At 34.7% G+C, this 26,218-nt stretch carries 25 protein-coding genes and 2 pseudogenes; 2 read left to right on the forward strand and 25 right to left on the reverse strand.

Going from position 1 to position 26,218, the window contains the following annotated elements; genetic code table 11:
• Positions 1–127 precede the first annotated feature (127 nt).
• The 24 genes and pseudogenes from TE34_RS04095 to TE34_RS04210 form a co-directional block, all read right to left on the reverse strand.
• Positions 128–1,228, reverse strand: a complete 1,101-nt coding sequence (locus tag TE34_RS04095; RefSeq protein WP_047983553.1) for an O-antigen ligase family protein — start codon at positions 1,226–1,228, stop codon at positions 128–130.
• 56 nt (positions 1,229–1,284) lie between these two features.
• Positions 1,285–2,817: a murein biosynthesis integral membrane protein MurJ gene (gene murJ / locus TE34_RS04100; protein ID WP_047983554.1), complete on the reverse strand. Its 1,533-nt coding sequence runs from the start codon at positions 2,815–2,817 to the stop codon at positions 1,285–1,287.
• Between the two features lie 126 nt (positions 2,818–2,943).
• On the reverse strand, positions 2,944–3,879 hold the full coding sequence (locus TE34_RS04105; protein ID WP_053074964.1) for a glycosyltransferase family 2 protein: 936 nt from the start codon (positions 3,877–3,879) through the stop codon (positions 2,944–2,946).
• 38 nt (positions 3,880–3,917) lie between these two features.
• Positions 3,918–5,129, reverse strand: coding sequence for a glycosyltransferase family 4 protein (locus TE34_RS04110; RefSeq protein WP_047983555.1), 1,212 nt, complete (start codon positions 5,127–5,129; stop codon positions 3,918–3,920).
• Between the two features lie 51 nt (positions 5,130–5,180).
• On the reverse strand, positions 5,181–6,296 hold the full coding sequence (locus TE34_RS04115; RefSeq protein WP_064971722.1) for a glycosyltransferase family 4 protein: 1,116 nt from the start codon (positions 6,294–6,296) through the stop codon (positions 5,181–5,183).
• Between the two features lie 23 nt (positions 6,297–6,319).
• Positions 6,320–6,895 (reverse strand): CatB-related O-acetyltransferase, encoded by a 576-nt coding sequence (locus TE34_RS21590; RefSeq protein WP_053074966.1) that lies wholly within the window; start codon positions 6,893–6,895, stop codon positions 6,320–6,322.
• A 21-nt stretch (positions 6,896–6,916) separates the two neighbouring features.
• On the reverse strand, positions 6,917–8,236 hold the full coding sequence (locus TE34_RS04125; RefSeq protein WP_047983556.1) for a nucleotide sugar dehydrogenase: 1,320 nt from the start codon (positions 8,234–8,236) through the stop codon (positions 6,917–6,919).
• A gap of 137 nt (positions 8,237–8,373) precedes the next feature.
• Positions 8,374–9,612 (reverse strand): glycosyltransferase family 4 protein, encoded by a 1,239-nt coding sequence (locus TE34_RS04130; RefSeq protein ID WP_047983557.1) that lies wholly within the window; start codon positions 9,610–9,612, stop codon positions 8,374–8,376.
• A 40-nt stretch (positions 9,613–9,652) separates the two neighbouring features.
• A complete protein-coding gene (locus TE34_RS04135; RefSeq protein WP_201777670.1) occupies positions 9,653–10,843 on the reverse strand; it encodes an ATP-grasp domain-containing protein in 1,191 nt (396 codons plus the stop codon).
• 12 nt (positions 10,844–10,855) lie between these two features.
• Positions 10,856–11,386: a GNAT family N-acetyltransferase gene (locus tag TE34_RS04140; protein ID WP_162200013.1), complete on the reverse strand. Its 531-nt coding sequence runs from the start codon at positions 11,384–11,386 to the stop codon at positions 10,856–10,858.
• Between the two features lie 46 nt (positions 11,387–11,432).
• Positions 11,433–12,041: a sugar transferase gene (locus tag TE34_RS04145; RefSeq protein WP_047983559.1), complete on the reverse strand. Its 609-nt coding sequence runs from the start codon at positions 12,039–12,041 to the stop codon at positions 11,433–11,435.
• Between the two features lie 15 nt (positions 12,042–12,056).
• The gene (locus TE34_RS04150; protein ID WP_047983560.1) at positions 12,057–13,277 is read right to left on the reverse strand and encodes a DegT/DnrJ/EryC1/StrS family aminotransferase; all 1,221 of its coding nucleotides are present in this window, start codon (positions 13,275–13,277) and stop codon (positions 12,057–12,059) included.
• 401 nt (positions 13,278–13,678) lie between these two features.
• Positions 13,679–14,038, reverse strand: a complete 360-nt coding sequence (locus tag TE34_RS04155; RefSeq protein ID WP_047983561.1) for a pilus assembly FimT family protein — start codon at positions 14,036–14,038, stop codon at positions 13,679–13,681.
• Positions 14,039–14,259: 221 nt separating this feature from the next.
• Positions 14,260–15,141, reverse strand: coding sequence for a UTP--glucose-1-phosphate uridylyltransferase GalU (gene galU / locus TE34_RS04160; protein WP_047983562.1), 882 nt, complete (start codon positions 15,139–15,141; stop codon positions 14,260–14,262).
• 23 nt (positions 15,142–15,164) lie between these two features.
• Entirely contained in the window at positions 15,165–16,985 is a 1,821-nt protein-coding gene (locus tag TE34_RS04165) for a polysaccharide biosynthesis protein (protein ID WP_047983563.1), read from the reverse strand.
• 26 nt (positions 16,986–17,011) lie between these two features.
• Positions 17,012–17,623 carry a response regulator transcription factor gene (locus tag TE34_RS04170; RefSeq protein ID WP_047983564.1) on the reverse strand — a complete coding sequence of 204 codons (612 nt, stop codon included), beginning with the start codon at positions 17,621–17,623 and terminating at the stop codon, positions 17,012–17,014.
• 139 nt (positions 17,624–17,762) lie between these two features.
• On the reverse strand, positions 17,763–18,416 hold the full coding sequence (locus tag TE34_RS04175) for a response regulator (protein ID WP_047983565.1): 654 nt from the start codon (positions 18,414–18,416) through the stop codon (positions 17,763–17,765).
• A gap of 17 nt (positions 18,417–18,433) precedes the next feature.
• A complete protein-coding gene (locus TE34_RS04180; RefSeq protein WP_047983566.1) occupies positions 18,434–19,201 on the reverse strand; it encodes a tyrosine-protein phosphatase in 768 nt (255 codons plus the stop codon).
• 214 nt (positions 19,202–19,415) lie between these two features.
• Positions 19,416–20,180, reverse strand: a complete 765-nt coding sequence (locus TE34_RS04185) for a tyrosine-protein phosphatase (protein ID WP_047983567.1) — start codon at positions 20,178–20,180, stop codon at positions 19,416–19,418.
• A 211-nt stretch (positions 20,181–20,391) separates the two neighbouring features.
• Positions 20,392–21,087, reverse strand: coding sequence for a CpsD/CapB family tyrosine-protein kinase (locus TE34_RS04190; RefSeq protein ID WP_047983568.1), 696 nt, complete (start codon positions 21,085–21,087; stop codon positions 20,392–20,394).
• Between the two features lie 2 nt (positions 21,088–21,089).
• The gene (locus TE34_RS04195; RefSeq protein WP_047983569.1) at positions 21,090–21,833 is read right to left on the reverse strand and encodes a YveK family protein; all 744 of its coding nucleotides are present in this window, start codon (positions 21,831–21,833) and stop codon (positions 21,090–21,092) included.
• Between the two features lie 221 nt (positions 21,834–22,054).
• The gene (locus TE34_RS04200) at positions 22,055–22,822 is read right to left on the reverse strand and encodes a hypothetical protein (RefSeq protein ID WP_047983570.1); all 768 of its coding nucleotides are present in this window, start codon (positions 22,820–22,822) and stop codon (positions 22,055–22,057) included.
• A gap of 129 nt (positions 22,823–22,951) precedes the next feature.
• Positions 22,952–23,558 (reverse strand): annotated as a pseudogene (locus TE34_RS21390) (diguanylate cyclase domain-containing protein).
• A 90-nt stretch (positions 23,559–23,648) separates the two neighbouring features.
• Positions 23,649–24,224, reverse strand: coding sequence for a vWA domain-containing protein (locus TE34_RS04210; RefSeq protein ID WP_047983571.1), 576 nt, complete (start codon positions 24,222–24,224; stop codon positions 23,649–23,651).
• A 98-nt stretch (positions 24,225–24,322) separates the two neighbouring features.
• Here TE34_RS04210 and TE34_RS04215 point away from each other — a divergent pair, with 98 nt between their 5' ends.
• Positions 24,323–24,811 (forward strand): hypothetical protein, encoded by a 489-nt coding sequence (locus TE34_RS04215; protein WP_047983572.1) that lies wholly within the window; start codon positions 24,323–24,325, stop codon positions 24,809–24,811.
• Positions 24,812–24,867: 56 nt separating this feature from the next.
• On the opposite strand, the gene TE34_RS04220 is transcribed toward TE34_RS04215, so the two are convergent.
• A complete protein-coding gene (locus tag TE34_RS04220; RefSeq protein WP_236687098.1) occupies positions 24,868–25,629 on the reverse strand; it encodes a WecB/TagA/CpsF family glycosyltransferase in 762 nt (253 codons plus the stop codon).
• 238 nt (positions 25,630–25,867) lie between these two features.
• On the opposite strand from TE34_RS04220, the pseudogene TE34_RS04225 reads away from it, so the two are divergent.
• A pseudogene (locus TE34_RS04225) lies at positions 25,868–26,218 on the forward strand (IS4 family transposase); the annotation flags it as partial.

The raw sequence follows: 26,218 nt of genomic DNA on the forward strand, positions 1-26,218 counted from the left end.
ATTACTGCAAACGAAAAAAGGCTTTAGAAAACTTTTAAAATTTTTGTGATTATCATAGGTTAACATATAAAAATGGTATTAATAGTAATTATTTTTAATACTGAAATAAAATGATCATATACAACACTTACTTATTAAGAACCGGCTTACTCTCATTAAAAAGACTTCCTAAATACATAAAAAACAATAAATGAATAAGAGTCATTCTGGATTCAATAAAAAAAAGATTCTCAGCTAAGCCTAATAAATAAAAGGCTAAAAAGAAGCATAGATATTCAATATTTTTGTGGAATTGAATCGATTTGATAATGATTAATATAGATAATAATAAAAAGAGGATAAAACTTACCAGACCGTACGCACCTAAAATTTGAATAAAGCTATTATGTGCATCTGCTATACCAAACATATAACTAAAGTATGATTCTCCATTTCCGAACAAGGTTACTCCATATTTATAAGTACCTTCCCACATAATACTTCTACCAGATGTTAAGTCCTCACTTGAACCACTATATTTGTGAAATAACAAATTTACTATAAAGTCATAAGATATATATAATAAAATGAAAGAAAACAATACCAGTATTGTTCTTTCAAATAATTTCCGGAAAGAAACATTTTCACTTTTTAAATTTATAACTATATATAAACAAGATACTACAAAAAAAGTAATTAATGATGTTCTAGATTCTGTTAGGATTAATAATATACTTATAAAGAAAATAAAGAAATATTTATACTTAATATCCTTATTTTTCCAATTAAGCAAAATTAGTAAATTAATACCTACAACACAAATATTTATTGCTAAACTATTCCCAGGTGCTATAAGAAACAAGAATGGTATAATAGAAAATACACTGGACGCTAGAAATATTCCTTTATATTTTAATATCCCATTACCAAAAAAACTTAGGGGGATAACAATAAAATAAAGAAGAAATTGGAAGAAGTTAAACTCTCCATGTATATATTTTGAGATAAATACAGAAATAATTAATAGTTCCCATAGTAAAAGAAGCACAACTTTTCCCTTAAGACGAAATCTATATTTAATTACAAAAATTAGAAGTATAGTGCTTATTAACAACACAACTATCCAAGAATCAGGAAATATCAATCTTAAATCAAAAATATTTAAAGTTATCAAATTGCTTATGAATAATAGAACACTAATTAACACTAAAAAAATAGCTTTCCTAAATTTATTTACGCTTATAGACATTTATAGTACTCCCAATCTCATTTTCGATAATATTTATTAATAAGATAAGATCATCTTCATCTAATATTTTTTCGGGGTCCAACCAATTTTCTTTTAAATGAACTTACCAAAGTGACCGCATCTTCTATTTTCATATAGTATACTATAACCAAATAAACTACTCCTCCTACCCCCAGAGAGGTTAGAAGAGATATATTACTGCCTATATAATCTGTAAATAAATTATAGATTAACTTAGCTACCATACCCATTAATAATGAAGCAACTAATAATTTTAAAAATGTAACACATAAGTTTTTTAACCCCAAGGAACCTATCTTCCTTCTAAGACTTATAAAGAGTAATCCTGTACAAAGTATTGCAGAAATACTTGTTGCTAATGCAAGACCACCTAATCCTAAAAATCTAGATAAAATAACATTCAATACTATATTTATAACCATCGAAATGATTCCATTAATCATTGGGGTCTTGGTATCTTGTAACGAATAAAATGCTTTAGATAATACATCTCTAAGACCGAAGCCAACCATTCCTATAGAGTAAAAAAATAAGACTGATGCAGTCATTGAAATAGCATCAGCACCAAACTCCCCTCTACCAAATATTAATTTAACTAATGGCTGTGCAAAGATCATCGAAATAACTGTTGCTGGTAATACAAATAAATTTATTCCGCTTATAGACTCAGATATAGACTTCTTAAAGTCAAGCATGTTATTATCCGCAGCAAATTTAGATATTACTGGATACATTACAGTAACTATAGAAACAACAAAGATGCCCTGAACAAAAGTATTTAATCTAGTCGCATAGGTGATTGCTGATATCCCACCTACTGCTATTTGAGAGGCTAAAGTTCTATCTACTAGAACATTTAACTGATTTACAGTTACTCCAATCATTACCGGTATTGCAATATATAACATATTTCTAACATGCTCATCTTTCATATTTAGAATAGGTTTATAACTATAGCCTTTCTTTAATACAAAGGGTAATATAAAAATTAACTGGGAGGCAATAGCAACTAAGCTCCCAATTGACAAGATTAGAACACTTTGATTTTTACTTAAAAATATGGATGTAATTGTTAGAATATTTAATGGAAAACCAATAAGAATTGGAATTGTATAACTGCCATTAACTTTAAGGTAATCACAGAACACAAGTAACAAAGATGAAAAGTAAATACTGAGAATACTTATTCTTGTAAAATTAACCGCTAACTCCAGGGTTTCTCCTTCAAATCCTGAAGCAAATAACCTAACTAACTGATTTGTATATAATAGACCAAGTAAAACAATTACTGTACAGACTATTAGTAATAAATTTACAACGTTGTTGGTATACCTATTTCCTATGGTTATCCCATAATTCCTTTTTAAATTGCTAAACATAGGTATAAATCCTGTTGATATAACCGCTCCGATAAATCCCATTATTACAGCTGGGATTGTAATTGACAGAAGATATGCATCGCTTATGCTTGATACACCATAAAAATAAGATAATGTAATTTCTCTTCCCAATCCTAATATCTTTGAAGCTACTGTTATTACCATTATTATTAATGCTGTTTTTTTCATTAAGAAACCTCTTTAATATATATTAAGTTTTCCATTTATACCCTTTAAAATCTTAATACAATAAATTCAGTTTATCTATTTATAATTCTAAGAATAAAAGATATGTTATTTTGATATATTTATTATTCAAGTTAACCCTATTTTTTTAGACCTTTTAACTTTGTAAATACTTGTTAATATAGGTCTAAATAAATATATTAAACGGCCTAAAAAAGATACATGTTGACATCTTGGACCCTTTTTATCAATATCTTTAGAGACCATTTTCCAATAGCCCCACCAAACAATAGCTTTTGACTTCATAGGAACACTTTCCTTTGTTTCTAAAAAGACATAGTCCAATAAAATAGTATAATATAGAAGATAACCAATGACATTGGATTCCTTATATTGCTCGACATTTTGAGTTATACCATCAGGTAAATACTCTTTAATTTCAACTATTTCGTTAGTGCATAATAACTTATGATTTACACCAATCTGATCAAAAATATAAGCCTCAGGTATGAATTTTAAATCTTTATTAACAGGAAAAGAATATTGTTTAATTATACTGGTTTTTACAAATTCACAACAATCACGATAAGGACCATATTTTAGCCCTGAAATAAAATGAAAATCTACATACGATGATTCAAATCTATCTTTGGGAAATGGTTTTCCAATTAGATTACCTTGTTGATCAGCACATCGGCCCACAACACCACAATAATTTTCTTTTTCTTCATCGGGTACATTTTCCCATTCGTTATATAAGTATTTTAGTGCATTTTCAGTTAAATAGTCGTCAGAATCTAGAATTAGAAAAAATTCCCCATTTGCTTCCTTTATGCCAGTGTTTAATGCAGTGTACTTTCCTCCATTTTCTTTTTTCACATAACGTACTTTAAGCTTGGTGGAACTAATAAAGATTTTTATCTGTTCTTCTGTATTATCTGTTGAACCGTCATCAACAATAATAACCTCGAAGTCAGTAAAAGTTTGTTTTTCCAGACTTTTCAAAGTACGCTTCAAAGAATACATTCTATTATATGTGGGGATACATATGCTGAACTTTACCATACTAATTCTCCTTTTTAATTTATTTGCCCTCCTTTTATTTATCCTCTAACTTTATCCAAAACCTTCTTAATATTGTGTCCAATTATATTGTTTGAATTCAATCCTAGCCTTAAATGAGTGACTTTTTCATTCTTCTCTTGTTTAATTATTCTATCGTAAAGATCTTGTTCAAAATCACATATATTAGAAGTTTCAAAAATATTATTGATTTCATGGTACCTATCTTTCCAATTAAGTTGTTCGACAGCATAGTTTCTTGCCATATGTTTAAAGTCCTTTATATCTTTATAGTTATCAATATAATATCTCATTTTATTTACTAAGTCGGTTATACTACACTTAGATAAAGGCCAATAGTACCCGTCACTTCGACTATAAAATTTCTCTACTTCTACTAACTTGCCTACATCCTCCTTTACTACTTCATTCATTGGAGCATTATCAGTTGTTATAACAGGTAAACCACATGATAAAGCTTCATAGATTGTTAATCCTAAGCCTTCTAACTTTGTAGGATAAACATAGACATCACCTAAGTAGTACAGACCTGGAGCTGAAACTGTTTTTTCTAAAACTTCGATATTATATTGTTCTAATTCTCTAGATTCATAGCCACTTATTTTCTTTATATCAACTTGCGAGTGTATAATTAATTTTGAGTTTGTATTTAATTTTCCTTTAATGAAAGCTTCAATGACAAGTTCGGTTCCTTTTCTATTTGACATTCCTGCGGAATGGAAAAATACCAATTGATCTTTGGGTTCGCTTTGTCTGTCAATGGGTTTAAATAAGTCAATATCAGTTCCCCATGGAATATAGAATTTTTGTTGATGTTTTTCAAATGCTTCATAATGTCTCTTTGTATTACAAATTATGAAGTCATAAATATTAAAGTAATCAAGAGTATTTTCTTTATAGTAATCAATATATGATCCAATTTTTATATTTTTAAAATCCCTTTTTAGCATTGCAACAATACTAAATTCATGTTGTTCATTAAAAAATACGGTGTCAATATTATTTTCTTTTATCCATTTGTAAAAATGATTTTTATTAATATTTGTGCCTGATAACCGCATACCCCATGTTACATAATCTTGATCCCAATTTACATCTCCTTTAGCGAACCTTTCACCACCACGAGCATATACAAATACTTTATGATTATTTTGTATTAGTGCGTCTACATACAACTTGGTTACATATGCTGCACCTCTTTCAAACCACGTTGAGACAAATCCAATATTCATAACTTCACCTCATATTTACTGAAAATCATTAGTAGTTGAGAACCTCTACCTTTAATCCTGTTTTATCATAGTATCCCTATAAATATCGAAATAATTATTTGAGATCACCGACCAATCAAACTTTTCACATTGTTCTATACAATTCGCTGATATATGATGATAATTACTTATTACGTCTAATATCCTATTAGCTATATCTTCTGTATTATTACTGTCTACATGATACCCAACTAGACCTTCCTCGAATTGCTTATCAAAACCTTGCCCTTTACTATAAATAATCGGTAGCCCCTGGCTAATGGCTTCTGCATAGACTAGGCCAAACGTTTCTGTTTTAGATGGCATTATAAAAATATGATTTTCATTGTATATTTTTAAAAGTTCCTCTTTCGACCGTGGTCCCATGTAGTGCACATAAGGTAAATCTTTTACTTTCTGATATACTGCTTCATCACCTATTCTACCAACTATAGTAAACCGTACGTTGTACCCTTTCTTTAAAAGAGAGTCAATAGCTTTCGTAGTACTTATAATATTTTTATTTTTATTAATAATCCCTGCATATAATAATTTTATTTCGGAATTTTGTTCAACAGTTTTTGGAACACCTTTGTTTCTAAACCAAAATTCATCAATACCATTCGGTATAATTTTAGTTTTTCTTAAAATATCCTCCCTATCATCATCGTTAATGTATTCATTTAAAACTAGATTTTTATAAGATTCTGAAAGAAAAATAATATTCTCTGCTTCTTTTAGTATTTTTATACCTAAATTTCTCAAATGAATTCTATACTTAAAAAATGTATTAACATCTGTATTTCTGACAGCTACTACATATGGAATGCCATATTCTAATTTAAGTTTGTAAGCAATATGACCATCTGTGAATAACGTATGGGCATGAATTGTATGAAAAGATGATAAGTTCAATGTTTTATTTATGGATTTGTATATCTTCTTCTGCTTAATATAATATAAATATCTATCAAATTTATTAAAACATACCGGTGAATATACAAATTCTTTAGGTTTAATTACAAACTTAATAGAACCATTAATCGGCATAAAAACAGTATTTTCTATACCAAGAAGATTTAATTTTTCAACCATCTTATCGAATAAAGTAGTATATAAATAATTCGAATTGATGTGTAATATTTTCAAGTAATCACCCATTCCTAAAATTGTCAATTATCCATCAGTTGCCTTTCTAAGTTTTGTATCATCTTTTTTGCTTGTTCAATATCGTTATGGAACCAATTACTGTTTTTTATAATTTCGATTTTCTCTTTTGGAAATCTATACTTAATCACTCTTGCTGGAATACCTACAGCAATTGCATAATCAGGGATGTCTTTAGTTACTACAGCATTTGCGCCTATCACAGCACCATCACCTATATTTACACCCTGTAACACTACTACGTTTGCTCCACACCATACATCATTTCCTATTTTGCTAGGTGAGGAATTTAATGAGTGACCTATCAATTCACCACTAATTTTTTGATATGTGGTTATAAATTCTAAACTGTGATCACCTTGTCCTAATTTTACATTAGGACCTAATGAACAGTAATTGCCTATAACCGCATTATTTATCATAGAATAAGGGCCAATATAATTGTTACTACCAACAATTGCGCCTTCAGTAATAAACACACCTTTTGTGAATTTGTTTCTTTTTCCAATGCTACCATATACACCTTTTTTAAAAGTTAAAATCCTAAACAATCTATGTGCAATTTTTTTAATTAATCTCATTATCTCCCCTACTTATTAAGTTTATAATCTCCAATATGAGTATCCACGCTCTTCAATGTCTTCTTTATTTAAAATACTCTTAACATCAACAATAACCTTCTCCTTATTTGGCGAATCCACAAACATTTCATCCATCTGCTCAACGGTCATATCCCTAAATATGTCGTGAGCTACTGCAAACACAAGGCAATCAGCATCATTTATCATATCAAAAGGAACTATATCCACACCGTATTCATGTTTAGCTTCAGATGGATCTGCATAAGGATCAACCACAATTGGCTCGATTTCATATTCATTAAGACGATTAATTATGTCTGATACTTTAGAATTACGTGTATCAGGGCAATTCTCCTTGAATGTTATACCTAAAATCACTACCTTAGCCTTTTTAACTACTTTGTTGGCTAGTACTAATTTCTTAATAATAGCATCAGCAACAAACGCACCCATTCCATCATTAATCTTTCTTCCCGATAAAATTATTTGTGAATGATACCCAAGCTTTTCTGCTTCATATATAAAATAGTATGGGTCAACACCAATACAGTGGCCCCCGACCAAACCTGGATAAAATTTTAGTGCATTCCATTTAGTATTCATTGCTTCAACAACTTCTTGTGTATCAATTCCCATGCGATCGAATACCATTGCAAGCTCGTTCATAAATGCAATATTTATATCACGTTGACTGTTCTCAACTACCTTAGCAGCTTCAGCTACCTTAATAGAATTAGCACGATGCACTCCAACTTCAACAACAAGTTCATAAACTTTAGCAATTGCCTCTAGGGATTCTTTATCCATACCCGATACTATCTTTGTAATATTCTCTAATCTATGAACTTTATCACCTGGGTTAATACGTTCTGGAGAATATCCTACTTTAAAATCCACACCACACTTTAAACCTGATTCCTTTTCGAGGATTGGAATACATATATCTTCCGTTACACCAGGATAGACAGTTGACTCATAAACTACTATAGACCCCTTAGTAAGGTTGCGACCAATAACTGTACTTGCCCCTTCAACTGGACCAAGATCAGGCGTTTTATCAGAGTTAATCGGGGTTGGAACAGCAACAATATGAAACTTTGCTTCTTTAAGTTTTGTTTCATCTGAGGTAAAATATACTGTAGTCTGTTTAATTACTTCGTTTCCCACTTCATTTGTCGGGTCAATACCTGATTTATATAAATCTATCTTCTTTTCATTTAAATCAAATCCAATTACATTTACTTTTCTTGCAAACGCAACAGCTAATGGCATACCTACATACCCTAACCCGATTACAGCAAGCTTTTCGTTTCCATTTATTAGATCGTTATATAACATGATAAATTTCCTCCAAATTTAATTATTAATCATTTTCTTAAAACTTATCTGATTAATGTTACTCAAAAACTAGTTTTTTTAATTACTCTAACTCTCTTAATACTGAATTATAACCTTGGAAATTTGACCAACTTACTGACTTACTTTTTCATCGATACTTCTTGTAAATATCTTGATAATTCCCCATAAACTTTGTCTGCATTAAACTTTTCATTATAAAGTTGATAGGCGCTTTCTGACATTTTTGTTAGCCGCTTTCTATTTGAATATAATGATTCTAATATTTTCACTAACTCATCAGAATCACTATAAACATCACCACATTCGTATTCTGATACTAAATCGGCCATGATTCCATTTACTCCTAAGACTACTGGAATTGATGCAGATAAATATTCTCCAAACTTATTCGGTGTATTTTTAGTGAAATTTATACTATTTCTATATGGAGCAATACCAATTGATGAAGCTGCTAATAATGATAAAATCTGTTCTTCTTCAATCCATCCAGGTAGTACCACATTTTCTAAATTACTAGACAGCTTTTTTATTTTATCTAGGGACTCTCCCACACCACAAAGAACAAATTTAATATTTTTGTGTGCTTTGAGTTTATCTGCTGCCTCAATAATTGGTTCAATAACAAACTGACGACCAAAGTTACCTAAAAAGACAACAATAAAATCATTGTTTTTCAGACCAAACTTTGACCAATGTTTATTAAAGCTATTTAAGTGCCCAGAAATGTCACGTGGTTTATATGATGTATAAAATACTTCATCAAATTCTCTTTTATTTATTTTTGCAACACTTAATCCATAATCTAGAAATTGAGGAGTAACACCAATCATTGCCGTAGATTTCCTAAGTATGGTACTTAATTTACTTTTGCATATCCAAATATAGGGTTTAATAAGTGTCTTTCCCCAAGTAGGAACAACTTCATTAAAAATTTCTGGCCACAGATCTCTAATATCTATTATTACCGGAACATTATTGTACTCACCATACTGTATCGCTGCTCTAGATAGTTCCAGCGGAGCCAATGTTGCGACTATAATATCTGGTTTATCATATGTTTTGGTATTTAATGAAAACTTTCTTGATAATTCTTTATGGTGCAATATTCTAGCTATTGAAACATTATTTCTATATCCCTTTGTGTTTAGCAAATGGACAGTATAATTATTTTTAACTTTTATGTCCTTGTCATAGTTACTTCTATGTTTCTTCTTATAATGATGAAACGCTGAACTAAACCAATGAACCTCGTGGCCATTTTGATATAAAATCTCAGAAAGTAATCCCATCCTTCTTAGACGTACATTACCTTCATCAGTTGGTAAAGGTTCACCGTCTGAAACTATCCATACATTCAAGTTTTTTCTTCCTTTCCGGAACAAATTAATATTTTTCTTATCAAATAATTTTAATTTTCATTGAATCTATAGCTTCTTCACAAATTTCTATTGCCTCTTTTGAAGAGTCACCTTGAGAAATTATATATCCAATCCTGTCATTACTACTTCCTATCTTTGTTATCCTATCTCCTAAGTTTTTTGTTAGAACTATCTCTTTTACACCTTTTTTCTGTTTCAAGGTATTTGGATAATTAACTGACTTTAATATCCCTACGTCTGCTTTTAGATATCTAATAGCTGAAGCCTTCGATTGCTTTTGAGGTAGTATTACATCTTCTCCAAGCGCTAAACGCAGAGAACATTCTACCATATCAATTCCAGTAGCTAATGGGACAAGATGAGTTGTAATATTATCTCCACCTAATCTAGCACCAAGTTCAACAATTTTTGGACCTTCAGGAGTTATAATTATTTCTGTGTGAGATGGACCAACCTCAATTCCAATTGCTTCTGTAGCAGCTATTGCTACTTTTTTTATTTCATTTTGAACTCTTGAAGGAAGCTGTGATGGAATCGAATGACCCATTTCAACAAAATGCGGAGCACCTGTAGTGAGTTTATCTGTAATTGCAATTACATGAGTTTTTCCTTCAATAGTTAATGTTTCTACACTAACTTCGGGTCCTACCATATATTCTTCTACTAAAATCTCACCCGATTTTGAGTGTTTTTTAGCATACGAGAATGCCTCATTAATATTATTTAAATCATCTACTAAGACGATTCCCCTACTCCCTGAACTATCAGCCGGTTTAACAATAAATTTACCTCTAAAACGTTTTATTACTTGAAGATATTGCTCCATATTTGAAACAATATAGAAGTTGGGCACCGGCACATTCATTTCTTTGAGTTTTCTACGCATTCTCCCTTTATCCGTAGCATTCAATGCAGTTTCAAAAGAGATAGTCTTTAAATTACACTTTTCTCCTACTGCAGCAACTGTTCTTATAGGCATATCACTAGCCAAAGTCATAACTGCTTCTGGTTTTATTTCTAATGCTTTTTTCAATACATTCTCAACATCTATCGTACTTAGTAGTATAGATTCATCCGAAAACTTAAATCCAGGAGCATGAGGATCCACATCAATGGCAATTACTTCCAAACCCATATCCTTAGCTTTAACAATAGCAGGCACTTGTAATATTCCGGCTCCAATTATCATAATTTTTTTTTGTTCTTTCATACTAACATTCTCCTAAATATGAGATTTGTCTTTATCATTTATAATAGCCATTAGGATCTTATCATGATATTTACCATCTTTAAAAAGACTGTCTCGCATAACTCCTTCGGATACAAATCCAACCTTTTCATATGCACTAATAGCTCTCTTATTATAGGAGAACACAACTAATGATACTCTATGCAAATTTAGTTCATCGAAAACAAAGCTAATCAACGCTCTTACAGCATCAGTCCCAAGCCCTTTACCCCAATGACTTTCATCGCCTATATAAATATATAATTCAGCATTCCTGTTAATAAAATCAGTATTATTAAGTCCAATAACACCGATTAGACTATTAGTAGTGTGCTCTTCAATACCAAAGATTTTATTGACTTTTTCATTTAATTTATTTTCAAACCATTTTTCATGCTCAACTTCCGATACTGGATATACTGTCCCTGTTAAATATTTTAATTTAGGATTATTTACCCACTCTAAAATCTGCTGTGCGTCATCTCTAAATAATGCCCGTAAAGTTACTCGTTCACCAATAATCAACATCATCATCCTTCCAGTAGCTCAACTTAGAGTAGAGAAAAGCCTTTTAGTTTTTGGAGATTTCTCCATTCTTTATATTTATGTTCTTCCTTCTTATAACACTTATAATAGTAGTTAGGATTATTTTAATATCAAAGATAACTGAGATATTATTCACATAAAAAATATCATTTCTAAATTTTTCACTCTGCGCTATTGAGTTCCTAAAATAGGCTTGATTATAACCTGTAATACCCGGCTTAACATCTAACTTATGAATTTCCTCTTCATTATAAAAATCTAATGCTTCAGGTAAATCGGGTCTAGGTCCTATAAAACTCATATCTCCGATAAGTACATTAATTATCTGTGGCAACTCATCTATGCTGGTTTTTCTTATGAACTTACCAACTTTTGTTAACCTGGGATCATCTTCTGAGTTAAAAGTAGATCCATCTTCATTTCTCATGTCTGGTGCATTAACTTTCATTGATCTTAATTTATACATTTTAAATGTTTTTTGATCTTTTCCAAGCCTTTCCCCAAGATAGAAGACTGGGCCCCTATCTTCAATTTTTATAAATAATGCACATATAACTATTACCGGAAGTAAAAATGGCAATAGGATTAGAGAAAATATAATATCAAATAACCTTTTTAAATATTTTTTATACATTTTTCAAATTCACTCCTATTCCTTTTGACCAGTAACCGCCTTTAAACAATCTACTATATATTGCACATCCTCATTACTCAATAAAGTGTGAAGTGGAAGTGTAACTTCATTTTCATATTGTTTATAAGCATTTGGATAATCCTTAATATTAAATCCTAAATTCTTATAAGCGGTAAACATAGGAAGTGGCTTATAGTGGACGTTACAAGCAACTCCAGACTCGGCCATTTTAATAATAACTTCATTTCTCTTTTCTTCACTGATTTCAGGGAATCTCATTAGATAAAGATGACCTGAAGAAGTAAAATCATCACCGTAATGCTCTAAGCTTTGAATACCGAGTGGACGAAGTGCTCTATCATACATCTCAATAATCTCTTTACGTCTCTCCAACAATGCTTCATATCTATCTAACTGTACCAAACCAATACTGGCCATAATATCCGTCATATTACACTTATAGGCTGGATAAACAATATCATATTCCCACGCACCTTTTTGTGTTTTAGCAAGCGCATCTTTTGATTGACCATGAAGGCTATACAGCATGAACTGCTTATAAAGCCATTCATCGTCTAAACCTTGACCATTTCGCCATACAACAGCTCCACCTTCAGCAGTTGTAAAATTCTTTACGGCATGAAAAGAGAAGCAAGTAAAATCTGCAACTTGCCCACATTTCAAACCTTTTCTCTCTGCTCCAAAAGCGTGTGCAGCATCCGTCATAACAATTACCCTATTAAACAACCATTGTAGTTCATTGTTAGGCTTGAATAGATCTTTCTTACTTTCTACTATTTCAAAGATAGTATCGTAGTCACACATCTTCCCTGCTATATCTACTGGAATTATCACTTTAGTCTTATCTGTTATTGCTTCTGCTAGTTTAGAGTAATCCATTTCAAAAGAGTCTGGTGCAGTATCAACTAATACTATTTTAGCCCCAACATGCTCTATAACTGATGCAGAAGCAGTATATGTGTAAGCTGAAGTTATAACTTCATCTCCAGGTCCGACACCTAAAATACGAAGTGTAAGCTCCATAGCAGCAGTTGCAGAATTTAGACAAACAGACTTGTTTGTACCAACGAATTCAGCTATTCTTTTTTCAAGCTCTTTAGTTCTTGGTCCAGTTGTAATCCAACCTGACTTCATTGCTTTTATTACTTCTTCAATCTCCGCACCAGTAATATCTGGTGGAGAAAAAGGTATATTTCTTAATTCGGTATCAATCATTTTAAATAGCCTCGCTTTAGTCAAATTTTTATCAAAGCTTATTATTTAGTTTGCTAGGACTTAATTGGAAACAATAAATCTCTCCTTCCAACCAACTACTAACCTACTAAATCTCATCTACTACTGATAGCCACCTCGTAATATCTATTCAATCTACCTAACAAATACGAAATAGATATTCACTTCACAATCACCCTAAACCGAGTTTCTTCCTATTATATATACCATTCAATCAATCTATAAATCTCACTAAAATCGCCTCAAACCCTTATCCCGCAAGGTTTCCAGCATCAAATCTATTTACGATAGTCAGTTCCCACTAACCATTCAATCCAGTATAACTTTGGGAACCTGATGCAATAACTCTAAACCCAATCCCATTCCCATATTTACAAAAAACCTTATAACCAAGGAACTTCTTCATCACCAGGATCATTCATACTCGAATGAATACTACAATTAATAGTGTTTTCCTCTTCTACATAAGAAAAGATGCCTTCATCAGGACACAACTCACCATCATAGCCTTGTAGATACTGATTAAACAAAGTAGAGGAATGATCATTACCTGAAAAAGTTAGATTCATTTCATAATCTTTCTTCACAATAGCCCTGTTAGCTTCACAAATTTCCTCTTCAGCTTCTGCTATTTCCTTAGAATAAACAGGAACTGCAATCATTAGTATGATGCCTAAAATAGCTAGAACCGCTAATAACTCAATTAGTGTAAAACCTCTTTCTAACTTTGATTTTAAATGCACTTATAACCACACCCGTCCGAAAAAAGTAAATTGATAACCTTATGTCGAAACAAGTTGAACTTTTATAAGCCCTTAAGAGCATCTAATAAAAATGCAGGGCATCTAACCCCCCCTCACGCCACACTACTGACAACAAGTGTCTAAGGTCTCTCAACCCACAGCATAGCCGAGTGCCCCCTTTGATAAAGGTAAGGAGGCATCACCTAAAATGTCAAAAAACGTTAAGCATCTACAGTTATCTGACCTACTTTATCAACAAGATACTTCACTAACTCATCACGAATCTCTTCGTTCTGCAACGCAAACTCAATATTCGTCTTCACAAACCCAAGCTTCTCTCCAACATCATATCGCTGACCTTCAAAGTCATACGCATAGACACGTTGGATTTCATTCAACATTTGAATCGCATCTGTCAGCTGAATTTCCCCACCAGCACCAATTTGCTGCTTATCTAAAAAGTCGAATATTTCAGGTGTAAACACATAACGTCCCATAATAGCTAAATTAGAAGGAGCAGTCCCTTGTTCTGGTTTTTCAACAAAGTTGTTTACTTGATATCTGCGTCCCTCAATCGTACTAGGATCAACTATTCCATAACGATGTGTCTCGTTATCTGGAACTTGTTGTACCCCTACGACGGATGACTGTGTTTCTTCAAATTGACGGATCAATTGTCTTAATGCAGGTGTCTCTGACTGCACAATATCATCACCTAGTAATACTGCAAAAGGCTCATTCCCAATAAACTTTCTCGCACACCATACGGCATGGCCTAATCCTTTTGGTTCTTTTTGACGGATATAATGGATTTCCACATTCGCAGGTTGTTTTACTTTATCAAGAATCTCGAACTTTTCCTTTTTAATTAGATTTTCTTCCAACTCAAAGTTATGATCAAAATGATCTTCAATCGCACGCTTTCCTTTACCCGTTACAATAATAATATCTTCAATACCAGATTCAACCGCCTCCTCGATAATGTATTGAATGGTTGGCTTGTCTACGATTGGAAGCATTTCTTTTGGCATTGCCTTCGTTGCTGGTAAAAATCTAGTACCAAGTCCTGCTGCTGGTATGATTGCTTTTTTTACAGTTCGCATCCTTTTCCCTCCAATTACATTATCTATTTAGAAGCAACCATCTGTTGCTCTGCAAAAACAATCTCCATTAATGAATCTTTTAATTCTACCGTATTGAACGTGCTAAAGTTCTCAATCAATCTTTGAACTGCTAACGTATCAACATCAACGGTCTTCCCAATATAAATCTTCTCATAAACCGCTTCTGGATGTATCTCCTTCTCATTTAGAAGCTCTTCATACATCTTCTCACCAGGTCTGATTCCTGAGAACTCGATTGGAATCTCTTCTTCGGTATAACCTGATAGTTTAATAAGGTTTCTCGCCAAATCTACTATTTTAACTGGCTCACCCATATCAAGTACAAAGATTTCTCCACCACGAGCAAGTGTACCAGCCTGTATGACAAGACGAGAAGCTTCTGGAATTGTCATAAAGTAACGTGTCATTTCTGGATGGGTAACCGTGACCGGTCCACCCTTTTCAATCTGTTTCTTAAATAACGGAATAACACTACCTCGACTACCGAGTACATTACCAAAACGAACGGCTACGAATTTGGTTTGACTGCGTTGTGCTAACGTTTGAACAATCATCTCAGCAACACGTTTAGTCGCCCCCATCACATTAGTAGGGTTAACTGCTTTGTCAGTTGAAACCATGACGAAGGTATTTACGCCGAATACATCTGCTGCCTCCGCTACATTTCGAGTTCCAAGCACGTTATTTTTCACCGCTTCATGTGGGTTGTATTCCATGAGTGGCACATGCTTATGCGCAGCTGCATGATACACAATATACGGGCGGTGCTCTGCTACAATATCAAAGATCCGTTGTCTATCCTGTACATCTGCAATAATCGGTAAAATCTCAATTTCGGTATGGCCATATTTTCCACGTAGTTCCATGTCAATCGTATAAATGCTGTATTCCCCATGGCCAACGAGTAAGATTTTTCCTGGTGAGAACTTCATTAACTGACGACAGATCTCAGACCCAATCGAACCACCTGCACCAGTAACCATGACTGTGTTTCCAGCGACATACTCCGAGATTTTATTGATATCTAATTCTACAGGTTTACGTCCTAGGACATCTTCCACTTCAACATTTCTCAAAGAGTTCACAGTGATTTTCCCAGACATTAGGTCTTCGATTTTCGGAATCATTTGTACCTTAGCTTTTGTTTCATTACACAAGGTAACTACACGCTGAAGTTCGCCATTTCGTAGCGAGGGAATTGCAATAACAATATGCTCAATATGATGATTTTCAACGATTGTTGCAATATCCTCTACTTTACCAAGCACTGGGATACCATAGACTTCCATGCGTTGTTTTTGCCGATCATCATCCACAAATGCTACAGGAAGTAATTCACTATCATCATGGTTGTAATGAAACTGACGAGCAATCATGGAGCCCGCTGCACCAGCACCAACAATCAACGTACGTTTTTTACCAGCATCGGATACGATATATCGATCTCTAAAGATACGCCACATGAATCGTGACCCACCAATAAACACGATGTGTAATAACCATGTCACTAGTAATGCGCGACGGAATAGTGAGAAGTCATTAATCAATAATTGTACGACACCAGTAGCGATAATAGAGAACGTCACGGCTTTTACAATCGCTAATAATTCCCCAACACTCGCATATGCCCACACCTTGTTGTACAACTTATAAATGAATGCAAAAATATGGTGAAATACTAGTAAGGATAACGAGGTGAGGACTAATACATCATAAGTACCATCTGAAGTCGGGTAAGCAATCCATGCGGCTATAAATATAGCGAATGCTACAATGAAGGAATCTAGTAAAACTAATAAAAATAACCGTTGTCGATAGCTCAAATCGTATCACTCTTTTCTATCATTCTCTAAAACATTTCTGAAAGTTTCTCTACCACAAGTGCACGTTCTCGGATTCCGAGTTTTGTGTAGATTTGACTAACATGCACCTTTACACTACCTTCAGACATTCCTAGCAAACTAGCAATATCTTTATTGGAATGACCACTTTTTAACAACGCGGCCACCTCGGCTTGTTTCAGTGTTAGATTACTTTCTTTATCTTGTACACGATGAATAAATTGATCATGTTCTACCTTTTTCAGTTGAACGACTTTTTCTAAGAACACGGAAAGCATTTCCCATGGTAGATAGAATTCTTCATGATAGATGCTTTCAATAAGATCTGGAAATCCCTCATGATTCGTAGCGCTTTTCAAGAAAACACTGTCTACCCCTGCATCTAGTAATGCAAAGAGTTCTGATTCATGTTGCATAGGCTTGTCTGTAAATAGAATTGTTTTTTCTTGTTTAAACGTACGAAGCAATCGTAGTAAATCACCAATTACTAGTGACTCATCATCGATTAACACGACATCTGCCGGTAAACTAGGTACTACAGTTATATTCCCCGCGTTGTTCAACTTTTCTTCAAGTAAATTAAAAAACTTGCTATGTTGTATGAAACAAATTCTTATCATCGATTTACTTTCCTTTTCCACATCTATGATTAAGGTCCTACATTTCTTAACTTTAATCATAGTACTATATAATTAGTCATGTTTTTAGTGACTATATATAATAAAAGTCATGTATTTGTAGGAAACTGTCGCATTTTGTTTATATACCTAGCAAGTCTTCTATAAACTTAATTACTTTATCACGTTGGTTTACTCCTAATTTCATATAGATCTCACTAATATAGTTCTTGATGGTTCCTTCGCTAAGGTGAAGCTCTTTCGCAATTTGATGGTTTGAATGACCTTGTGTAAGTAGTGCCAAAATATCAAGCTCACGTTTGGTGATATGAAATCCTTTGTTTTCTAGTTTTTTACCTATAATTAAGCTAACATCCATTGTGAACTTTCTCACTTGGTCAACGAGGAGTTTGGCCACATCACCTGCGATGACATGTTGTCCACGTGCTGCATCTCGTATTGCTTGGCAAAGCATATCAGGATATAGATCCTTTACTAGGAATCCATCAACGCCATTTGCAATCCCTCGGAAGATGAGCTCAATATCTTTGTTTTCAGTCAGATAGATGACCCGTGCATGTGGATGAACTTCTCTAATTTTCGTACAAGTTTGCACTGCTTCTTTGTTTGGTATCTCTAATAGGACAACATCAGGCTTGTGAGTTTGAGCTAATTGTATTGCTTGCTCATTGTTTTCTGCTGTTGCCACTACTTTCATGTCAGCTTCTTTTTCGATTAGCGTTCGAATCCCTTCTCTCACGATTCGAACGGGATCCACAACTAAAACCGTAATCAAGAATTTCCACCCCTTGTCTAGAACAGTCCGAAGATTTTCTTTTTCTTTTGTATCCGTTCTGGCTCGTTGCGATGCACGTATTGGCCATCAATTAATAATTGCGCATTTTCCATGAACATATAGAATGCACTATTGCCATGCTCTTGCTTGAGGATTTGATATGCCTCTTGCATCACGAAGCCTCTTGTAGTTGTATTATGAGCATCTGACGCGATAAAATGCGTTAGATTGTGATCGACCAATTGGTGAGATAATTTTTGGATGGTTTTCCCGAATTTGCCCACAAGGCTTGCAGCGGTCACTTGGGTAAGTGCACCTTTTTGTACGAAATTAAAAAGAATAGATGGATGCTCCGCTATTTGGCGATTTCTTTCCGGGTGCACAATAATTGGCGTATATCCCGCAACTTGAATATCAAATAGCATTTGCTCCGAATAACGTGGTACTTCTCCAGATGGAAACTCCACAAATACATACTTGGTGTTATTTAACGTTGCAATTACACCAGATTGCAATTCTTCAATCATATCACCATTAATGCGCGTTTCCTGACCAACAAGTACGGTTAGGGGTATATTTGCTTCTTGTAAGTTTTCATTTAACTGATCTACATACAGTTTAATGTCTTGTTTTTCATTTATATATTGTCCATTTTGATGATGGGGAGTTGCAATAATCGTATGGATTCCTTGTTTTACTGCCGCTTGAGCCATCACAAGACTATCCGTCATTGTTTTCGCACCATCATCAATCCCTGGTAAAATATGGCTATGGATATCAATCAATTTATGTTCACATCCTAATTATTACAAATAGTAACTAAAGTATAGCAAAATCTAGCAAATTATGACATAGCTTTTCTAGTTTTCTATAAATATTGTAGAAAAAAGAGTTATATTGAATTATGGTTAATAGGTCTAATTACCTATACAAACATAACAAAGAAACATCATCTGTACAATGTTTCTTTGTAAAATGGGATATTTTACAATCTGACTACTACTTAAATAACGACCATTTCTTTACGGAGATTCTAGTAGGCTCGTTTTTCGGAATGGCATGTCCATGTATAAGGGATTCGTTATTATGGATCAGTTGATAGGCAATTCCTTTATCAAATTTCTTTAAGTGCTCTACTGCCTCCTTTAAGAAAATACCTTTTTCCGTACTGTTATATGCGTTTGATCCTAGAAAGTGAATGAGACGAGCGTCTAGCAGTTTTTCCATATGTTTTTGTACTTTTTTACCATAGTTTCCGGCAATACTTCCGGCCGAGGCTTGAATAAGCGCTCCATTCTTAACTAAACGATACAGTATATTGGGATTCTCAATGATGGCGTTGTTTATCTCTGGATTACTGATAATTGGAATATAGCCTGCTCGTTGTATGTCATAGATGATTGTCTCTATGTTATTTGGGATTGTTGTTGGTGGTAATTCTATACTGATATAACGGGTGTCAGCATTTAGTGGTAAGAGTTTTCCGTTTTTTATATCCTCGCTAATTCCGTCATATACCATGGTCACTTGGCCTGGTAAAATTTTTACCGGTACTTTTTCTTCGCGAAGCTTTTCATTAAAGTAGATAATCGCACCTAATATGTTCTCCGGTTCATTAATAAATATTCCATTCAAGTGGTGAGGGGTTGCAATGATTTTTTTAATTCCTAATTTGGCAGCTTGTTTTGCCATTGCGATGCTTTCTGCTATGGTGCTCGGGCCGTTATCCATACTAGGTAGAATGTGACTATGAACGTCGATCAAGTTGTACCACTCCTTATTCATTTTTAGAGTTTACCGTATCAACTAACTTCACAAGTAATATGACCTAGTTAATTTTCACTATATCGAACATTATATCAATGCTTGCAGAATTTTACAATTGTATTTTAAATTTTCTGTTAAGTCGACAAAAACCTACAAATTTAGCAAAAAAAAAGAACCTCTCTTCTTTTTTGAAGAGAGATTCTTATTGTTAATTCCCATAGTAGTAATAATAGTTCGAGTCACTTTTATCACGGTCATTTAATATTGTACCAAGAAATTTTGCTTTAGCAGGCTGTAGAGCATCTACAGACTTTTGTGCCGCTTCGTATTCTGTTTGTTTACTGCGGATTACTAGAAGTGTTCCGTCCACTATGTTTGCTAAAATTTGTGCATCGGTTACTGCCAATACTGGCGGTGTGTCGAATAGTATGACGTCATACACTTCTTTACTATCTTGAATGAACTTTTCCATTCGTTTCGATCCGAGTAATTCAGATGGATTTGGTGGGATCGGACCACAACCGATGACATCTAGACCTTGGATGTCCGTTTGAACTACTGCTTCTGGAATAGAAATATCCCCTACTAAAATATTACTTAGTCCTTTTAAATTATCAAAACGGAAGGTGTAGTGTACCGTTGGTTTTCTTAAGTCAGCATCTACTAGAAGCACTTTTTTACCTTGTTGCGCATAGACAACCGCTAAGTTTGCAATGCTTGATGATTTACCTTCTGATGGACTAGAAGATGTAACTAGTATCGTTTTCAGTTCCTCATCTACAGAAGCAAATTGTAGGTTGGTACGTAATGTACGGAATTGCTCTGAGATTGGTGATTTCGGACTCATTTTTGTAATTAAATGTCTTACTTTACTTACAGGAGAAATGTTCTTTTTACGTGCCATCCTTATACTCCCCTCTGTCTTCTACTTGCTGGTCCCGGGTTTGCAATTGGGTTCCCTTGGATATCACTATCATCGATATGGCTGATAATTCCAAGTACTGGTACATTGAGACGTTTTTCAATATCGTTTTCTGTTTTGATGGTTGTATCTAGGTATTCAAATAGGAATGCTAATCCAACACCGACCATTCCACCTAGGACGATTGCAATTGCAACGTTTAAGGTTTTGTTAGGACTTACTGGTGATGGAGCGTCTGGTGTTACTGCTGGTGATAGTATTTCTACATTATCTACGTTCATGAGAACTGGGACTTCATCTTGAAATACAGCAACTATTTTGTTCGCAATTAAAGTTGCCATTTCTGGATCTGGGTCTGTGACTGTAACGTTAACCACCTGTGAAGAGTCGGGGCTTGCCACGTTTAATTTATCTTGAAGTTGTTTAACAGTTAAGGACAGATCTAACTCAGCTATTACTTCATTAAGGATACGTGGGCTTCTAATAATTTGGCTGTACGTGTTAATTAGCTCGACATTCATCCGAATATCGTTCACATTATATTGTGCATTTGGATCTTGTTGTTTCTGGTTAACGATAAATTGGCTGCTAGATTCATAATTTGGTGTTAAAACAAATAAGCTTATAAGTGCACTAATAAGAGCAGCACCAACCGTTAATAAAACAATCAGTTTCAGTCGTTTTTTAATGACATCAAATATTTCCTTCAGGGAAATCGTTTCCTCCATGGTTCACCCTCCATTTATTATCCTGTTGTGGCTATCTATATATTGGAATTTAAATGACAAAGTTCAAGCAAAAATAACATACAAACGAAATTATATCACAACAGCACGTAGAATTATAATAGAAAATGTAAAAAAATGTAGAAAGGTGGGACAGAGGGACAGGTTTGTTGTCCCAAAATAAAAGCAGGGACAAGGTTCCTGACCCCTTGTCCCTGCTCTTGTTATCTTGCTTCGAAGTTAACTTCATTTAGCCCGCTAATTTTAATTTCTTGTCCTTCTTCTAATGTTACGGTAATTTGTTTTACACCTAGTTCACCGGATGCATCTAGTATTTCGTTGGTCGTTGGTAGACCCATACTGTTGTACACGAAGAAGTTACCCATGCCACTTGGAGTGGTTACATTATATCTTCCTGGTTCGATATCTAGGCCAACTTCCCAGCTTCCTGCTGAAAGTGTGTTGGATATTTTCGTTTCTGCTGGGGTGAATTTCACGTTATTGATTCCAGAGATTTCGATTTCTTGTCCGTCTTCTAGATTTGTTGTTACGCTTGTTACACCCATTTCAGCAGAGTTATCCAGGATTTCGTTTACTTCTGGTAGACCGTTTTCGTCATAGACGAATAGGTTACCCATGCCGTCACCTGTGATGACATAACGTCCGGCTGGGATGTCTTCACCTACGATGAATGTACCGGTGTTTAGGGTTGTTTCTTGTGCTGAGGAATTGTCGCGTGTTGCTGGTTCATCTGCTGGTACTTCCTCATCTTCGGCTGGCTCTTCTGTGGTGTCTTCGTTCGTGTCTTGCTCTTCGTCGGTTGTATCGTCGTTAGTGTCCGTACCTTCATCTTGTGTTTCTTCTGTTCCAGTATCTTCTTCTACAGGATCCTCTTCATCTCCACCACCGAAGAGTGCAAATAGAACAATGATAGCAATAATTAACCAGAACCACCATTTCTTATAAAATGGTTTTTTATTATCTTCAGCCATACTAATTCCCTCCTTGTGCTTATTGGTTTTAGTATGAGCAATTTTGGATTTTGTTATTACAGGGGGGACAGAGGGACAGGTTTGTTGTCCCTAGTCTGGGACAACAAACCTGTCCCCCTGTCCCTCTCACTATAACTTGAATGTGTCTTTGCCTAGTTCTTTTGCTTTGTATAGGTTGCTGTCGGCTGCTTTGAATACTTCATCGTAGTCTGGGCCGTCTTTTGGATAGAAGGCGATTCCTATACTTGCTGTTAGATCTAGTTCATGTTGTTGGATATTCATCGGTAGATGGATGCTTTCTAATATTCGCTCTGCTATTTCTGATACATCCTGCTCCGTTTCCGCCTCCGGTAACACAACAGTGAATTCATCTCCACCTAAACGTGATAATGTATCTGATTTTCTTAATGCCCGTCTCACTCTAACGGCAAACTCTTTAATGACCTAAGTTATAATTCACCGACTTGAAGTTATCGCAATCAAGTACCATTAATGCGGTTAATTTACCTGTTCGATCTGTTGTAATGGTTGCTTGCTGAAAACGATTCTCAAACAATCTTCGGTTCGGCAATCCTGTTAACGCATCATAATAAGCGAGTTTCGACAGCTTATTCTCTTTTTTCTTATTTTCCGATATGTCCCGGGAAATAATGACAACTTTCTCCACTTCTCCATCTGCGTCTAGAATCGGAATAAGACTGGAATCCAACCATACCGGATGCCCACCAATTACCATCCATGCATAAATTCTATTGTCAAATTACAATATTAAAGATTATTTTCTGACTAGATAAAAAATGGGACAAGGTTCCTGTCCCCTTGTCCCTCACCTTCTCAACGAAATCTCCTCATGTAACATGCTATACATAGCATCTACACCTTCATCATCCGCTTCGAAATTAAATGCTTGTTCAGCTTTGATACCAATTGTTTGTGCTTCTGCAGCTGCATCCATATTGGCGCCGAGAAAGATGAACTCCCAGCCGTGATTTTCCTGTTGTTTCGTAATAATTGCATTGACCTGTTCATAGCTGTATTGTCTACTGGAGTTTTCCATGCCATCGGTTGTAATAACAAATAACACGTTACTAGGTATCTCTTTCTCCCTTTCACCGGACAATCGATAACTCACATCCGTAATCGTTCTTCCAATCGCATCAAGTAGTGCCGTTGAGCCACGCACGTAGTATTCCTTCTCAGTCAACCTCACTTTATTCGCATTTACCCCATTCCATAATAGCTCATACTCATTATCAAAAAGCACTGTAGTTAACACAGTCTCCCCTTCCAGCTGGCACTGCTTTTTAATCAAAGCATTGAATCCCCCAATTGTATCCTTCTCCAATCCTGCCATCGAGCCGCTTCTGTCTAGCAAAAAGATAATCTCTGTTTTTCGTTTCATTTGAATCACCCTCCATTAATAGTTGTCATGGTATAATAATAAGTAATTTAAGAACGGAAATGGTCGCCTACGAAGCGACAATCGGGGAGGTTTAGAAGTTGTTGGATAAAAATTTATTATTAGAATTGGAAGCCTATGTTGAACGGAATTTACAGATGGTTACGCTATCGGAGAGTTTAGAGTTTCAAGACATGGAGTTTGAGACGCTCGAGAAGAATAGCAGTGAGATAGAAAACTTTATTAAAACAAAGCGCAAGGCTACTTTTCAAGAATTACTACTAGAGTTCATCGATGAATCCGGAGAAACTGATCCAAAAATCTACAAAAAGGCTGGACTCGACAGGAAGCATTTTTCCAAAATAAGGTCCAACCCCGAGTACCATCCTAGTAAGAACACCGCCCTCTCGCTCGCCTTAGCACTCGAACTTACGAGAGAAGACACAGATAAACTTTTAACTGCAGCTGGATACTCCTTGTCCGATAGTGATAAATTTGATTTGGTTATTCAGTTTTGTATTGATAAAGGGATTTATTCTTTGTATGAGGTTAATTTGGCTTTGGATCATTGTGCTTTGAAGGTGTTGTAGTCTTTTTGGGTGCACTACATCCCTCTGTGAATCTATTCACAGAGGGACTGTCCCCCCTAAGCTCTTTTCATAATAACGAGGAAGATGAACTTAATCGACTTCTTAAATCGCTTTAATCGAAATGGTTGTTTTAATAAACGGTAGAGCCATTCTAGGTTTAAACGAATCCAACCTCTTGGTGCCCGTTTAACCTCTCCAGCTATCACATCGAAGCTTCCTCCAACACCTATGAATAGCCCTTTAGAGAAATTGTGGTAGTGCTTCGCGATCCACTCTTCTTGTCTGGGTGCTCCCATCGCGACAAAGACGAAATCGGGCTTGGAATCTTTTATTTGTTTTACGATCAAAGAATCATCTTGAAAGTATCCATGTTGGTAGCCCGCTATTTTTATATTTGGATAGGTTGCCTGGATTTCTCTGATAAACTTCTGGTTCACTTTTTCTTTCGCACCAAGGAAATAACAAGACAACCTTTGTGCATCAGCCATTTTTAGAAAATCAACCATCAGTTCAAAACCAGGGATACGTTCACGGATCGGTAGTTTCATTAATTTTGAGGCGAGCACAATACCTGCTCCGTCCGGCACCACAACATCTGCTGATTGAACAATCTCCTTGAAATTGGAGTCCTCCCTAGTAAGCATTACAATCTCAGGGTTAGCAGTCACAACAAAGCATTTTCCTCCACTTCGAACTAGAGGTAAAAAGTAGTCACGTATCAAAACATCCTTCGCCATCGTCGTAAAGTCAATATCCATGATTGATACTTGCCCTCTACTCATTGGCTCCGAGGTCACTAGACTTCGATTAGCCGACATAACAGACAACCTCCTTCAGAGGGGACAGTCCCTCACTACTTTAAAGTGTTAAAGTTTTAGAGTGCTGAGGGACTGTCCCCAATGTCATCAAGCTAAGATGACAAAATATGTAAATGAATTAAAAAAGACAAAAAATAACCAAAATATGCCAAAAAGCACTTGACTTTTTAAAATCACCACAATAATCGATTTGAATACCGATTTTTTAGGTATATCAACGATGAAGTGGTGATTTTTTATGGGGAAAAGTATGTTTTTAGAGGCTATTGAGGTAACTCGGAACGTCATTCATGACTATATTTTTAAGTGTGAATCACGATCCAAACCAACCTATTTTACCCGTGAAGGGCAAAACAAGTTGAGTTTTACAAGCACATTGTTATTTATGCTTAATTTTGTAAAGAAGAGCATTCAGATTGAACTGGATGACTTCTTTAAAATTCTTAATAAAAAGGAGGTAACAGTAAGTAAACAGGCCTTTTGTGAGGCGAGGAAGAAGGTTAAACCAGAGGCTTTTATATTTTTATTAGATACTATTGTGGACTGGTACTACAAAAGAAATTCCTACAATACCTTCATGGGGTTTCGG

This window comes from Ornithinibacillus californiensis, assembly GCF_001038485.1.
Taxonomy (GTDB): domain Bacteria; phylum Bacillota; class Bacilli; order Bacillales; family Amphibacillaceae; genus Ornithinibacillus; species Ornithinibacillus californiensis.

Bases quoted from the DNA above. Each gene is read 5' to 3' on its own strand.
- TE34_RS04095 (WP_047983553.1), bottom strand. From the start codon at position 1,228: ATGTCTATAAGCGTAAATAAATTTAGGAAAGCTATTTTTTTAGTGTTA.
- murJ (WP_047983554.1), bottom strand. From the start codon at position 2,817: ATGAAAAAAACAGCATTAATAATAATGGTAATAACAGTAGCTTCAAAG.
- TE34_RS04105 (WP_053074964.1), bottom strand. From the start codon at position 3,879: ATGGTAAAGTTCAGCATATGTATCCCCACATATAATAGAATGTATTCT.
- TE34_RS04110 (WP_047983555.1), bottom strand. From the start codon at position 5,129: ATGAATATTGGATTTGTCTCAACGTGGTTTGAAAGAGGTGCAGCATAT.
- TE34_RS21590 (WP_053074966.1), bottom strand. From the start codon at position 6,895: ATGAGATTAATTAAAAAAATTGCACATAGATTGTTTAGGATTTTAACT.
- TE34_RS04135 (WP_201777670.1), bottom strand. From the start codon at position 10,843: ATGAAAGAACAAAAAAAAATTATGATAATTGGAGCCGGAATATTACAA.
- TE34_RS04145 (WP_047983559.1), bottom strand. From the start codon at position 12,041: ATGTATAAAAAATATTTAAAAAGGTTATTTGATATTATATTTTCTCTA.
- TE34_RS04150 (WP_047983560.1), bottom strand. From the start codon at position 13,277: ATGATTGATACCGAATTAAGAAATATACCTTTTTCTCCACCAGATATT.
- galU (WP_047983562.1), bottom strand. From the start codon at position 15,141: ATGCGAACTGTAAAAAAAGCAATCATACCAGCAGCAGGACTTGGTACT.
- TE34_RS04170 (WP_047983564.1), bottom strand. From the start codon at position 17,623: ATGATAAGAATTTGTTTCATACAACATAGCAAGTTTTTTAATTTACTT.
- TE34_RS04190 (WP_047983568.1), bottom strand. From the start codon at position 21,087: ATGGCACGTAAAAAGAACATTTCTCCTGTAAGTAAAGTAAGACATTTA.
- TE34_RS04195 (WP_047983569.1), bottom strand. From the start codon at position 21,833: ATGGAGGAAACGATTTCCCTGAAGGAAATATTTGATGTCATTAAAAAA.
- TE34_RS04200 (WP_047983570.1), bottom strand. From the start codon at position 22,822: ATGGCTGAAGATAATAAAAAACCATTTTATAAGAAATGGTGGTTCTGG.
- TE34_RS04210 (WP_047983571.1), bottom strand. From the start codon at position 24,224: ATGAAACGAAAAACAGAGATTATCTTTTTGCTAGACAGAAGCGGCTCG.
- TE34_RS04220 (WP_236687098.1), bottom strand. From the start codon at position 25,629: ATGTCGGCTAATCGAAGTCTAGTGACCTCGGAGCCAATGAGTAGAGGG.